Genomic DNA, 13,612 nt, shown 5'->3' on the forward strand with positions numbered 1-13,612 from the left:
TAAGTCCACCCTATAAAGCCCTATGGGCATTTCGGTCGACACTTTCTTTCTGGAACTCAACGGTCAGGGCACGCTGCAGGCACAGATCCAGCAGATGATTGCCGAGGGTATCCTGTCGGGCCGTTTCCACGTGGGTGAGAAACTGCCGTCATCCCGCAAACTGGCCGCACATCTGGGTGTCAGCCGGATCACGGTAACGCTGGCCTATACGGAGTTGCTGGCCAATGACTACCTCACCTCCAAAGGGCGGTCGGGGTATTATGTGTCGGAAAATGCGCCGGTGCCGCCGAAATACACGCCCACCCCGCGCGGGAATGAAACGGTCGATTGGAACACGGCGCTGGCCCGGCGTTTTTCGGACGGGGATACCCTGACCAAACCCGCAGATTGGCGCGATTACCGCTATCCGTTCATCTATGGTCAGGCCGACCGGTCGCTGTTTGACCACGCCAACTGGCGGCTTTGCGCGGTCAGGGCGCTGGGGCATAAGGATTTCGATTCCCTGACCGGGGATTACGTGGATCAGGACGATCCCCTGCTGGTCGAGTTCATCGCCCGCCACACCCTGCCCCGCCGCGGCATCGCAGCCCGACCCGAAGAAATTCTGATTACAATGGGCGCGCAAAACGCGCTTTGGCTGGCCTCGCGCATTCTGTTGAACCGCAACCGGACGGCGGTGATCGAAGACCCGTGCTACTATGCCCTTCGCGACCTGCTGAACCATTCCGATTGCAAAGTGGCCCCGGTCGCCGTGGACCGCGACGGCTTGCCACCCGAGGCATTGCCCGACCAGACCGATGTGATTTTTACCACCCCCAGCCACCAAAGCCCGACCACCGCGACCATGCCTGTGGACAGGCGTACCGCTCTGCTGGCCCATGCCCGCGAATTGGACGCGATGGTGGTCGAGGATGACTATGAATTCGAGATGGCCTTTCTGGGTGCGCCCTCGCCCGCGCTCAAGTCGATGGACCGGGACGGGCGGGTGATCTATGTGGGCAGCTTCTCGAAATCGCTCTTTCCCGGCTTGCGCCTTGGCTACATGGTAGGGTCCGAGCCTTTTATCCGCGAGGCCCGCGCCCTGCGATCACTGGTCTTGCGCCACCCGCCAGGACATATCCAGCGCACGGCCGCCTATTTCCTGTCGCTTGGCCACTATGACGCGCAGATCAGGCGGATGTCCAAGGCGCTGGCCCAACGGCGCACGGCGCTAGATCAGGCCGTCGAACAGAATGGCCTGACTGTCGCCGGGCGCGGCGTTCTGGGCGGTTCATCAATCTGGATGTCGGCACCGGATCATGTGGACACAACCCAGCTGGCTAAGGCCCTGCAAGGCCAAAGCGTCCACATCGAACCCGGCGCGCCATTCTTTTCCGAACCCGACCGGCCCCGGAATTTCTACCGTCTGGGATATTCCTCAATCGCACCGGATCGCATCGCACCGGGCGTAAAACGCATCGCCGAGGCGATCCGCGACTATTAGCGGAATACTGGACCTATTCCGCTGCGCATTCTGGCCCTAACGTCGCCCTGCCCCATCCGTCAAAACCATATCTAAAGGCGGGGCGAAAGACCCGGCCATTCCACATATGCGCGGAGATCATTCAGATGAAAATGACCACGGAAGAGGCCTTTGTTAAGGTTCTGCAAATGCACGGAATCGAACATGCGTTCGGGATTATCGGCTCGGCCATGATGCCAATCTCGGACCTGTTCCCTAAGGCGGGGATCATGTTCTGGGACTGCGCGCATGAAGGCAGCGCCGGAATGATGGCCGACGGCTATACCCGCGCCACCGGCAAGATGTCGATGATGATCGCGCAGAACGGCCCCGGCATCACCAACTTTGTCACCGCTGTTAAAACCGCCTATTGGAACCACACCCCGCTGCTGCTGGTCACCCCGCAGGCCGCGAACAAGACCATCGGTCAGGGTGGTTTTCAGGAAGTCGAGCAGATGAAACTGTTCGAAGACATGGTCGCCTATCAGGAAGAGGTCCGCGACCCGTCCCGCGTGTGCGAGGTTCTGAACCGCGTGATCATGCAGGCCAAACGCGCCAGTGCGCCTGCGCAGTTGAACATCCCGCGCGATATGTGGACTCAGGTCATCGACGTCGACCTACCCGCAGTTGTTGAGTTCGAGCGCCCTTCGGGCGGCGAAAGCGCCGTGGCGCAGGCGGCCGATCTGCTGTCGAATGCCAAGAACCCGGTGATCCTGAACGGCGCGGGCGTGGTTCTGTCCGAAGGAGGGATCGAGGCGTCTAAAGATCTGGCCGAGCGTCTGGATGCGCCGGTCTGCGTTGGTTATCAGCACAACGATGCCTTCCCCGGTTCGCACCCGCTGTTTGCCGGGCCGCTGGGCTATAACGGCTCAAAAGCGGGGATGGAATTGATCAGCGAGGCTGATGTGGTTTTGTGCCTCGGCACCCGCCTGAACCCGTTCTCGACCCTGCCCGGCTATGGCATGGAATACTGGCCGACGGACGCCAAGATCATTCAGGTCGACATCAACCCCGACCGGATCGGCCTGACCAAGACGGTTTCGGTGGGCATCATCGGTGACGCGGCCAAGGTGGCCAAGGGCATTCTAGCGCAGCTAAGCGATACTGCAGGCGATGCAGGGCGGATTGAACGCAAGTCGCGCATCGCCCAGAAAAAATCCGCATGGGCGCAGCAACTCTCCAGCATGGACCACGAAGATGACGATCCGGGCACCACATGGAACCAGCGCGCCCGCGCCGCCAAGCCCGACTGGATGAGCCCCCGCATGGCGTGGCGCGCGATTCAGTCCGCCCTGCCGAAAGAGGCGATCATCTCGTCCGATATCGGCAACAACTGCGCCATCGGCAATGCCTACCCATCTTTCGAGGATGGTCGCAAGTATCTGGCGCCCGGCCTGTTCGGCCCGTGTGGCTATGGCCTGCCGTCGGTTGTGGGCGCCAAGATCGGCAACCCGGACGTGCCGGTTGTCGGGTTCTCGGGCGACGGAGCCTTTGGTATCGCGGTCAACGAACTGACCGCCATCGGGCGCGAGGAATGGCCCGCGATCACCCAGATCGTCTTCCGCAACTATCAGTGGGGGGCCGAAAAGCGAAACTCGACCCTGTGGTTTGACGACAATTTCGTTGGCACCGAGTTGGACACCAAAGTGTCTTACACCGGAATTGCACAAGCTTGCGGTCTGAAAGGCGTCGTGGCGCGCACGATGGACGAGCTGACGGCCGCCCTGAATCAGGCCATCGAAGACCAGAAGAACGGCATCACCACCCTGATCGAAGCCATGATCAATCAGGAACTGGGCGAACCCTTCCGCCGCGACGCGATGAAAAAGCCGGTGGCGGTTGCGGGCATCAGCGCCGATGACATGGCCCCACAGGCCGGGGCGTAACCCCCGTGAAGCCTCTGCGCGCCATTCTCGGGACGGCAAGCGCGTCGGACAAAATCATCGCCCTGTCCGAGGGCGACGATCCCCGCGTTGTCGAAGGCGCGGTGAAAGCCGTAAAAGAGAATGTCGCGCGGATCATCCTGATCGGAGACAGGGCCGAAGTTTCGGCCCTGCTTGAAACCCATGACGGGTATGATTCAGACCGGATTGACATCCACGATCCGGCCACGTCGGACCTGACGCCCGGCCTTGCGCAAGCGCTATACGAACGGCGCAAGCACAAGGGCATGACGTTGGAAAACGCGCGCCAGCAGATCACCAACCGTCTGATCTATGCCGCAATGCTGGTGCAACAGGACATCGCCGACGGCACGGTCGGCGGCGCGGTCGAGACAACCTCTGACACCGTGCGCGCCGCGTTACAGATCATCGGCACCGCGCCCGAAGCCGCGATGGTATCCAGCTTTTTCCTGATGTTGTTCTGCCAGGACCATCACGAGGTCAAAGGCGCCCGAATCTTTGCCGATTGCGGGCTGATTGTGGACCCCGACGCACAAGAGATGGCAGAGATCGCCCGCGCCTCGGCTGACTCCTACACGACCCTGACCGGCGAGGTTGCGCGGGTGGCGATGCTATCCTTTTCCACCTCGGGCAGCGCAGAACACCCTAAGGTTTCGAAAGTGGTCGAAGCGACGCAGATCGCCCGCGCCAAAGACCCAAGCCTGCTGATCGACGGAGAGCTACAGTTCGACGCCGCCTTCGTGCCTGAAATCGCCGCCGCCAAGGCCACGGACTCACCACTCAAAGGTGAAGCAAATGTCTTTGTCTTCCCCAGCCTGAACGCGGGCAATCTGGGTTATAAAATCGCGCAGCGCATCGGTGGGGTCGAGGCGATCGGCCCCGTGCTGCAAGGATTGGCGAAACCCGCCAACGACCTGTCACGCGGCTGTTCATCCGAGGACATCCTGCACATGATCGCCGTCACCGCCGTTCAGGCGCAACACAACGATTCCGGGACGTAAGCCGTCCTCACAAGAAAAAACGAAAACATTATTCCGATTTACCTCATTTTATGAGAAAGGTCGGATCGCAGTCTTTAAGGGGGCGCTTTTGAACCAGCCAGTGATCGACACCTCGCCCAAGGTCTCAGACGAGGTCCGCAAGACCACCTGCTACATGTGCGCCTGCCGCTGCGGTATCAATGTCCACATGAAGGACGGCAAAGTTGCTTATATCGAGGGCAACCGCGACCACCCCGTGAACAAGGGCGTTCTGTGCGCCAAGGGCAGCGCCGGGATCATGCAGGTCAACGCACCCTCGCGCCTTTGTAAACCGCTGCGCCGGGTCGGCCCGCGTGGCTCGGGCGAATTCCGCGAAATCGAATGGGACGAGGCGATCAGCACCGCTGTCGGCTGGCTGAACGAACTGCACGAAACCGCCCCACAGAAACTGGCCTTCTTCACCGGGCGCGACCAAAGCCAGAGCTTTACCAGTTTCTGGGCGCAGCATTTCGGCACGCCAAACTATGCGGCCCATGGCGGATTCTGCTCGGTCAACATGGCGGCGGGTGGGATCTACACCATGGGCGGCGCGTTCTGGGAATTCGGCCAACCCGACTGGGAGCACACCAAGCTGTTCATGCTGTTCGGTGTGGCCGAGGACCACGACAGCAACCCGATCAAGATGGGGATCGGCAAGATCAAAGCGCGCGGCGCGCGGGTGATCGGGGTGAACCCGATCCGCTCGGGCTATAACGCGGTGGCCGATGATTGGGTCGGGATCACGCCGGGCACCGACGGGCTGTTCATCCTGTCGCTGATCCATGTGCTGATGAAGGCGGGCAAGATCGACCTCGACTACCTTGCCCGCTACACCAACGCGCCGGTTCTGGTGAATGCCTCTGACGGCCCCGAGAAGGGCCTGTTCCTGCGCGACGCCGACGGCAAACCTCTGGTGATCGACCGTGTGACCGGAAAGCCCACCGCCTTTGACAAACCCGGTGTGCGCCCGGACCTGTCGGCCACCTATGACAAGGATGGCGTCACCCACCGCCCGGTCTTTCACCTGATGGCCGAGAAATACCTCTCGGACGATCACGCCCCGGAAAACGTGGCCGAGCGCTGCGGCATACCGGCCCAGAAAATCCGCGCCATCGCAACTGAGATCGCCCGTGTCGCCTTTGATGAGGCCATCGAGCTTGACCAGGAATGGACTGATTTCCGGGGCGAGAAACACAGCAAAATGACAGGCCGCCCGGTCAGCTTCCACGCGATGCGGGGGATCTCGGCCCATGCCAACGGTTTCCAAACCTGCCGCGCGCTGCACGTGCTGCAAATCCTGCTGGGCACGGTCGAGGTTCCCGGCGGCTTCCGCTTCAAACCGCCCTACCCCAAACCGGTCGAGGCCCACCCCACCCCGCACGGCGATCGCCGCCCGGGTCGCCCGCTGGAAGGCCCCCATCTTGGCTTCCCGCGCGGCCCCGAAGACCTGCTGCTGGACGAAAACGGAAATGCCCAGCGCATCGACAAGGCGTTCACATGGGAAAACCCAATGTCGGCGCATGGGCTGATGCATATGGTGATCTCGAACACCGCCGCCGGTGATCCTTACAAGATCGACACGCTGTTCATGTATATGGCGAACATGTCGTGGAACTCCTCCATGAACACCAAGGGCGTGATGGAGATGCTGTCGGCCAAGACCGAAGACGGCAAATACGTCATCCCCAAGATTATCTACTCGGATGCCTATTCCTCGGAAATGGTCGCCTATGCCGACCTGATCCTGCCCGACACAACTTATCTGGAGCGACACGACTGCATCTCACTTCTGGACCGCCCAATCTGCGAGGCCGACGCCGCCGCCGACGCGATCCGCTGGCCCGTGATCGAACCCGACCGCGACGTACGCGGGTTCCAGTCGGTGCTCATTGAACTGGCCAACCGCATGAGCCTGCCGGGCTTCACAAACGAAGACGGCACACCAAAATGGAAGGATTACGCTGACTATATCGTCAACCACGAACGCAAACCGGGCATCGGCCCGCTTGCCGGGTTCCGGGGTGAGGACGGCGACAAGGAAGGGCGTGGTGAGGTCAACCCGGACCAGTTAAACCGGTACATCGAAAACGGCGGCTTCTACGTGGCCCACATCCCCGAAGGCGCGGATTACTACAAACCGTGGAATGCCGCCTATCAGGACTGGGCCGTTAGCATGGGCCTCTATGACAGCCCGCAACCCTACTTGTTCCAGCTCTATTCCGAACCGATGCGCAAATTCCAACTGGCCGCCGAAGGGCATGGTGACCGCCAGCCCCCCGAGCACCTGCGCCAGCGCCTCAAAGACACGATGGACCCGCTGCCCATCTGGCACGAAACCGACCAGCAGGGCAACGAAGGCTTCACCGTCAACGCCCTAACCCAACGCCCCATGGCGATGTATCACAGCTGGGGCACCCAAAACGCATGGCTCCGCCAATTGCACGGGCGCAACCCGCTTTACGTGCCCACAAAGCTGATGCGCGAACACGATCTGCAAGACGGTGACTGGGCCAAAGTCAGTTCACCGCATGGGGAAATCACAGTCCCAGTCATGGAAATGGCTGCACTGAACGAAAATACCGTGTGGACATGGAACGCCATTGGTAAGCGCAAAGGTGCCTGGGCCCTGCAAGAAGACGCCCCCGAAGCCACCAAAGGCTTCCTGCTGAACCACCTGATCCACGAACTCCTCCCACACAAAGGCGATGGAATGCGCTGGGCCAATTCCGACCCGGTTACCGGACAGGCCGCGTGGTTCGACCTGAGGGTCAAAATCGAAAAGGCCGCGCCGCCTGAGGATGCGGAAAGCCAACCGGAATTTAGCCCGATCAAGTCGCCTGTGGGGACCGGGCCCAAAGACCTCGCTTGGAAGGTTGGCAAATGACCCGATCCGCTCTTCATCTGGCCCAAAATATCCCGGGGTCTGGGGCAGAGCCCCAGCCCGCCGTCACCCCAAACGCAGAGGCAAGGCAACCATGACCCAGCTCCCACAATCCACCGAGCGTAAAATGGGGCTGGTGATCGATCTTGACACCTGTGTCGGGTGCCATGCCTGCGTAATATCGTGCAAAGGTTGGAACACGGAAAACTATGGCGCTCCCCTTTCGGATCAGGATGCCTATGGCAGCAACCCCTCAGGCACGTTCCTGAACCGAGTTCATTCCTACGAAGTGCAACCCAATCAAGGCCCGGCCCAACTGATCCACTTTCCAAAGTCCTGCCTGCATTGCGAGGACGCCCCATGCGTCACCGTTTGCCCAACCGGGGCCAGTTACAAACGGGTCGAGGATGGCATCGTGCTGGTCAATGAAAGTGACTGCATCGGATGTGGGCTCTGCGCGTGGTCCTGCCCTTACGGCGCGCGTGAGATGGATGTTGCGGAAGGTGTAATGAAGAAATGCACATTGTGCGTTGACCGTATCTACAATGAAAACCTGCCCGAGGTGGACCGAGTTCCATCCTGTGTTCGCACCTGCCCCGCAGGGGCACGGCATTTCGGTGATCTGGGAGACCCCGAAAGCGATGTCAGTAAATTGGTGGCCGAACGCGAAGGAATGGACCTGATGCCCGAGATGGGCACAAAACCCGTGAACAAGTACCTGCCACCGCGCCCCAAAGATCAGGTGGAAGACCAGATTGATATTCTCGCGCCCCTGCTGGCCCCGGTCGCCGAAGAACCCAAGGGCTTTATCGGCTGGCTCGACAAAGCTCTGGAGAAGCTCTGATGCATCCAGCGCCTTCCGTCATCATCTTCACCACCCTGTCCGGTCTGGGTTTCGGTCTTCTCTTCTTTCTGGGTCTGGGGATGCCGGACGTCACCGGCTGGGTTGCGTTCGTCTTCTTTATTATCGCCTATGGCCTGTCTGTTGGCGGACTTATGGCGTCGACCTTCCACCTTGGGCACCCTGAACGCGCCTGGAAGGCGTTCACACAATGGAGATCCAGTTGGCTTAGCCGCGAAGGATGGTGCGCCGTCATCGCACTGACCGTCATGGGCTTTTACGCGATTGGAGCGGTCTTTCTGGGACAAAAGTGGAGCGTGCTTGGGGTCATCGGGTCAGTGTTTTCGTTGGCGACTGTTTTCACGACGTCCATGATCTATACCCAACTCAAGACCATCCCTCGCTGGAACATGAAGCTGACACCGGCTCTGTTTCTGAGTTTCGGTCTGGCTGGCGGGGCTCTGCTTGCAGGTCAAACCCGGCTTGCCGTACCTTTGTTACTTATCGCCGCGACCATTCAAGCCCTTTATTGGTGGCAGGGCGACAAAGCGTTCGCCAAATCTGGAACCAACCTAGGCACGGCAACGGGTCTGGGGTCGCGCGGGGCAGTTCGGGCGTTCGAACCTCCGCATACCGGGACGAACTATCTGCTGCGCGAGTTCGTGCATGTCGTGGGACGCAAACATGCCGAGAAGCTGCGGATCATTTCGTTTCTGTTGGCTTTCTTCGTACCAGTCGTTCTGCTGTTTTTGCCGTTCAACCACTTTTTTGCGCTGATCGCGGTGGTCTCGCATCTGGCGGGTGTCGCCGTGTCACGCTGGTTGTTTTTCGCGCAGGCCGAGCACGTGGTCGGATTGTATTACGGAAAGAGATAAAGAAGGGGGCCAGCCCCCTTCTTGGTCTTTCAGACCAATTCATCCCCCGGGATATTTTCAGCCAGATGAAGGGCGGACCCCGCCAAGGGTCAGCCGGGCTATAGGAGACCGGCGTGGACCAATGCCGCATCAATCGCAGATTTGGTACCTTCTTCCAGCTCAGTCAGAGGCGAACGGACTTCGGTGCTGCAGAGGCCGAGTTTACTGAGGGCGTATTTCGCGCCCACAAGACCCGGTTCAATAAAGATCGCCTCGTGCAAAGGCATCAGCCGGTCCTGATATTCCAACGCCTTGGCGTAATCACCCTGAAGCGTCGCTTGCTGGAACTCGGCGCAGAGTTTCGGCGCCACGTTTGCTGTTACCGAAATGCAGCCCACGCCCCCATGCGCATTGAAGCCAAGTGCAGTTGCGTCTTCGCCTGACAATTGACAGAAATCTTCGCCGCAGGTGGCGCGCTGCTGGCTGACACGCGCCAGATCGCCGGTGGCGTCCTTAACGCCCACAATGCGCGGCAGTTCCGCCAACTCTCCCATCGTTTCAGGCGTCATGTCGACGACCGAGCGGCCCGGGATATTGTAAATGATGATCGGAATATCTGCGCAATCGTGCAGCGCCCGGAAATGTGCGATCAGTCCTTTTTGCGTCGGCTTGTTGTAATACGGGGTCACAACCAGCGCGGCGTCAGCGCCAACCTTCTGAGCGAATCGCACAAAACGGATTGCTTCGACCGTATTGTTCGATCCCGCACCCGCGATCACTGGTACGCGCCCGGCCGACGCCTTTACGACCTCTGCGACGACGGTTTCGTGTTCATCATGGCTGAGGGTGGGGCTTTCGCCGGTGGTGCCAACGGGAACCAGACCGGTTGACCCTTCGTGAATTTGCCATTCGACCAACCGTTTGAGCGTATCCAGGTCCAACTCGCCGTTTGTGAACGGGGTGACCAGGGCTGGCATCGAGCCTTTGAACATGACACGCTCCTCAGAGTGCAGTTGGCAATTATTGTGCCGCCAGCGATCACAATCTGAGTGATGTGAGTTGATCCCGGCGGCGCAAGGTTTATCCTGAATGGCTCTATCCTTGGTTGGTTAGGAAATGCAAGGCATGACACGCGTTCTGACGCTATTGATGGCAATGATTCTGGGATCATTCGGGCAGGCGCATGCCGACGCAGCAAGCGATCTGCGCGCCGGGCTGGATGAAATGCGCAAAGGCGACTGGAATGCCGCTTTGCGTGAGGCAGGCGCGCGGGGATCGGTATCACGCGACATAATCGTCTGGCATTGGCTTCGCGAAGGTTTTGGCAGCTCTGGTGACGTACTGGTCTTTTTGGACCGTCGCCCTGATTGGCCGGGCCTGACATGGCTGCGCCGCAAAAGCGAACCGGCGTTTACCGTGGCAGATCCTGACCGTGTATTGAAGTTTTATGCCGATGTACCACCGCAAACGGCAGAGGGCGCATTGAACTATGCGGTGGCGCTCAAGGCCAAGGGGCGCCCAGGGGATGCCGAGGCAGATATCGTTGCGGCGTGGCGGACCATGCCGATGGGTAAAGGCCTGCAGAAGGATTACCTTGAAAACTTCGGGAAGCTCCTCAAGCCCCACCATGAGGCCCGGCTGGATCGGATGCTGTGGGATAACCACCTTGTCAGCGCTGGACAGATGCTGCCTTTGGTCGGGTCTGATCATCGTAAGCTGGCCGAAGCCCGGATCGCGCTGCAAAAGCGCCTGCCTGGTGTGGATGGTAAAGTTGCTGCCGTTCCCAAATCGTTGGCAGAGGCCCCGGGGCTGGCGTTTGACCGGTTTGTCTGGCGGGACAAAAAGGAACTGGACGACAGCGCCATTGACCTGATGCTGGCGCGGTCCACCGGCCCCGAGGCTTTGGGCGAGCCGGACAAATGGGCAGAAGGCCGACGCCGCCTGGCGCGGCTGGAGATGCGCGGCGGCGATATCAATCGCGCCTATGACATCGCGGCCAACCATCACATGACGCCTGAAATGGGCTATGGGTATGCCGATCTTGAATGGCTGTCAGGGTTCCTTGCCCTGCGCAAACTGAACGACCCGGCAACAGCCGTGCGTCATTTCCAGAATTTCTCGGACGCCGTTCAGTCGCCTATCTCGAAAGGGCGGGCCGGATATTGGCTTGGGCGGGCTTACGCGGCACAGGGCAATGCGGACAAGGCCTACGAAGCCTATGCCATGGGAGCGGATCATCAGACCTCGTTCTACGGATTGCTGGCGGCTGAGCAGATTGGCCGCCCGTTCGATGGTGAATTGGCAAACCCCAGACGCGCGCCACATTGGAAACAGGCCGAATTCGCCGAGTCCAGCGTGCTGGAGGCGGGGTTGTTGCTGCTGCAAGCTGGCGAAGCAAACCTGTCGGAACGGTTCCTGACACATCTGGTGGAGGACCTGGACTCGGTCGAGGCAACCCAACTGGGTGATCTGGTTATCGAATTGAAAGAGCCTCATCTGGCCGTAATGATTGCCAAGCGCGCGGCCAAAACCGGTGTTGTCCTGCCTGCTGCCTATTACCCGGTGCATCCGGTGGCCGATCTGGGCCTGCCGATGGCCAAGGAGATGACGTTGGCCATTGCGCGCCGCGAAAGTGAGTTCGACCCCATTGTCGTCAGTGGGGCAGGTGCCCGAGGTTTGATGCAGGTCATGCCTGCGACCGCGCAACTGGTTGCCAAAAACATGGGCATCCTCAGTGGTCATAAGACGGGCAAGCTGACGTCTGACTGGAAATACAATGCCAAGCTAGGTGCGAATTACCTGTCTGGGCTGGCGGCGGATTTCAACGGCAACGTAGTGATGATGGCCGCCGGATATAATGCCGGGCCGCGCAGACCGATCTCTTGGATGGGTCGGTATGGTGACCCGCGCGCAGGTGAGATTGACGTTGTCGACTGGATTGAGACGATCCCGTTCAGCGAGACCCGCAACTACGTGATGCGCGTCGCCGAAAGCCTGCCGGTCTACCGCGCCCGTCTGGGTCAACCGGCCCTGCCGATCCCGTTTTCGCAAGAGCTGATTGGCTCAACTCTGGCGGCGTTCGCGCCATAAGGTGAACAGGCCAGCGGCGATGACCAGTCCGGCGCCGATGACAACCGCGGGCCGCAGGGTTTCGCCAAAAACCGAGATTCCCAGAATCGCGCTCCACATCAGGTGGAAATAGGCAAAGGGCTGAACGGCGCTGGCTTCGGCCATTTCATAGCATTTGATCAGCAGCCAATGTCCCAGCACCCCGCTGAGACACAGCAACCCCATCCAGAACCAATCGCGGCTTTCCATAGGTTCCCAGAACCACATGCCGACCGCAGTCATGGCGACCGCTCCGGTGATACCGGTCCAGAAAAAGCTGGTTGCAGTGCTGTCCTGTCGGGCGACATACCGGGTCAGCAACCCATAGACCGCGAACATCAGAGCCGAGATCAGGGGGATCACTGCCAGCGGGTTGAACACACCCATACCGGGTTGAAGGATAATCAGCACGCCCATGCAGCCGACGCCAATTGCCGTCCATCGCCGCCAGCCCACCTTTTCCCCCAATACCGGACCGCTAAGCGCCGCCACCAATAGCGGATAGCAGATGAACACGGCCTGACTTTCAATCAGACCCAGTACGGTAAAGGCATAAACGGCCACGCAAATCTCGCCGGCAAGCAGTACACCGCGCAATATCTGCCATCCCAATTGGCTAGTCCGCGCCGTCACTCCGATGCCACCCGGGGCGCGAAGGGCCAGGGCCAGAACGAACGCAGCAAAGAACCAATACCGGATCATAACGACCATGTAGGTGTTGTAGGTTCCGGCAAGGTGGCGGGACATGCCGTCCTGCAACGCGAAGACAACGGTTGCCGCGATCATCAGGGCAATCCCTGCGCGTGTATTGTTTTGCTGCGTCATGATCTGACCGCCCGCGTCATATGGCGTTTGCGGCCATATCCGGGGACGCGAGTGACAGAAAAGCCCGCATCCTCCAATCCGCGGCGAACGAAACCTGCAGCTGTGTAGGTCGCGGCAGTACCGCCGGGGGTCGTATGGTCAGCCACATGCTGCATCAACTCAGCCCCCCACATTTCCTGGTTCTTGGCCGGAGAGAACCCATCCAGAAACCACGCATCCGCGGATGCGGCCCATTTGGGCAGCGTTTCGCGCGCATCCCCTTCGATAACCTCAAGCCGCAGCGTACCCAGATCGCACGACCCTCCGCGCCAGTGCTGCAGAAAACGCGTGCTCCAGGGGGTGATTTCGGGAAAAGCCTCCAATGCGCGGGACATATCCGCAGGGTCCATTGGGTAGGCTTCGAAACTGGTAAAGCTCAAAGGTGTTGTTTGTCCGGACTTCTCCCACTCTGACCACGCGGTCAGCATGTTCAGGCCGGTGCCAAACCCAAGTTCAGCAATACGAAATCCCGGCGCGAAGCGCGCGGGCAGGTCGTTGCCGTCAAGAAAGACATGACGCGTCTCAGCCAGCCCGTTTTGCAACGAGTAATACGGGTCGTCGAACCGGTCTGAAACGGGTATTTGATCGTCGGTCCAAGTCAGTTCGGCACGCTGGTCTGCCATCGGGGAATCCTGTAGCT

At 60.0% G+C, this 13,612-nt stretch carries 10 protein-coding genes; 7 read left to right on the forward strand and 3 right to left on the reverse strand.

Translation table 11 applies throughout. The features are described 5' to 3' along the window. Positions 1-22: 22 nt before the first annotated feature. The 6 genes from GOX73_RS14850 to GOX73_RS14875 all read left to right on the forward strand — a co-directional run bounded on the left by GOX73_RS14850 (position 23) and on the right by GOX73_RS14875 (position 9,021). Positions 23-1,483 (forward strand): PLP-dependent aminotransferase family protein, encoded by a 1,461-nt coding sequence (locus GOX73_RS14850; protein WP_171126322.1) that lies wholly within the window; start codon positions 23-25, stop codon positions 1,481-1,483. 125 nt (positions 1,484-1,608) lie between these two features. Then, a complete protein-coding gene (gene xsc / locus GOX73_RS14855; RefSeq protein WP_171126323.1) occupies positions 1,609-3,387 on the forward strand; it encodes a sulfoacetaldehyde acetyltransferase in 1,779 nt (592 codons plus the stop codon). A 5-nt stretch (positions 3,388-3,392) separates the two neighbouring features. Beyond that, positions 3,393-4,406, forward strand: a complete 1,014-nt coding sequence (gene pta, locus GOX73_RS14860; RefSeq protein ID WP_171126324.1) for a phosphate acetyltransferase — start codon at positions 3,393-3,395, stop codon at positions 4,404-4,406. Between the two features lie 88 nt (positions 4,407-4,494). Next, a complete protein-coding gene (locus GOX73_RS14865) occupies positions 4,495-7,308 on the forward strand; it encodes a molybdopterin oxidoreductase family protein (RefSeq protein ID WP_171126325.1) in 2,814 nt (937 codons plus the stop codon). A gap of 91 nt (positions 7,309-7,399) precedes the next feature. Further along, complete coding sequence (locus GOX73_RS14870) at positions 7,400-8,149, forward strand: 4Fe-4S dicluster domain-containing protein (RefSeq protein WP_171126326.1); 750 nt, start codon at positions 7,400-7,402, stop codon at positions 8,147-8,149. Further along, a complete protein-coding gene (locus GOX73_RS14875) occupies positions 8,149-9,021 on the forward strand; it encodes a DmsC/YnfH family molybdoenzyme membrane anchor subunit (RefSeq protein ID WP_171126327.1) in 873 nt (290 codons plus the stop codon). Before GOX73_RS14870 ends, GOX73_RS14875 begins: the two co-directional genes overlap by 1 nt. A gap of 98 nt (positions 9,022-9,119) precedes the next feature. On the opposite strand, the gene dapA is transcribed toward GOX73_RS14875, so the two are convergent. Further along, positions 9,120-9,992: a 4-hydroxy-tetrahydrodipicolinate synthase gene (gene dapA / locus GOX73_RS14880; RefSeq protein ID WP_171134996.1), complete on the reverse strand. Its 873-nt coding sequence runs from the start codon at positions 9,990-9,992 to the stop codon at positions 9,120-9,122. A 133-nt stretch (positions 9,993-10,125) separates the two neighbouring features. On the opposite strand from dapA, the gene GOX73_RS14885 reads away from it, so the two are divergent. After that, a complete protein-coding gene (locus GOX73_RS14885; protein ID WP_171126329.1) occupies positions 10,126-12,090 on the forward strand; it encodes a lytic transglycosylase domain-containing protein in 1,965 nt (654 codons plus the stop codon). On the opposite strand, the gene GOX73_RS14890 is transcribed toward GOX73_RS14885, so the two are convergent. Next, positions 12,064-12,933 carry a DMT family transporter gene (locus GOX73_RS14890; RefSeq protein ID WP_171126330.1) on the reverse strand — a complete coding sequence of 290 codons (870 nt, stop codon included), beginning with the start codon at positions 12,931-12,933 and terminating at the stop codon, positions 12,064-12,066. The two genes, GOX73_RS14885 and GOX73_RS14890, sit on opposite strands and share 27 nt — an antisense overlap. Next, positions 12,930-13,595, reverse strand: coding sequence for a tRNA (5-methylaminomethyl-2-thiouridine)(34)-methyltransferase MnmD (gene mnmD / locus GOX73_RS14895; protein WP_171126331.1), 666 nt, complete (start codon positions 13,593-13,595; stop codon positions 12,930-12,932). The genes GOX73_RS14890 and mnmD overlap by 4 nt, the downstream gene beginning before the upstream one ends. Positions 13,596-13,612: the final 17 nt, after the last annotated feature.

The organism is Ruegeria sp. HKCCD7221 (genome assembly GCF_013031225.1).
GTDB lineage: Bacteria > Pseudomonadota > Alphaproteobacteria > Rhodobacterales > Rhodobacteraceae > Ruegeria.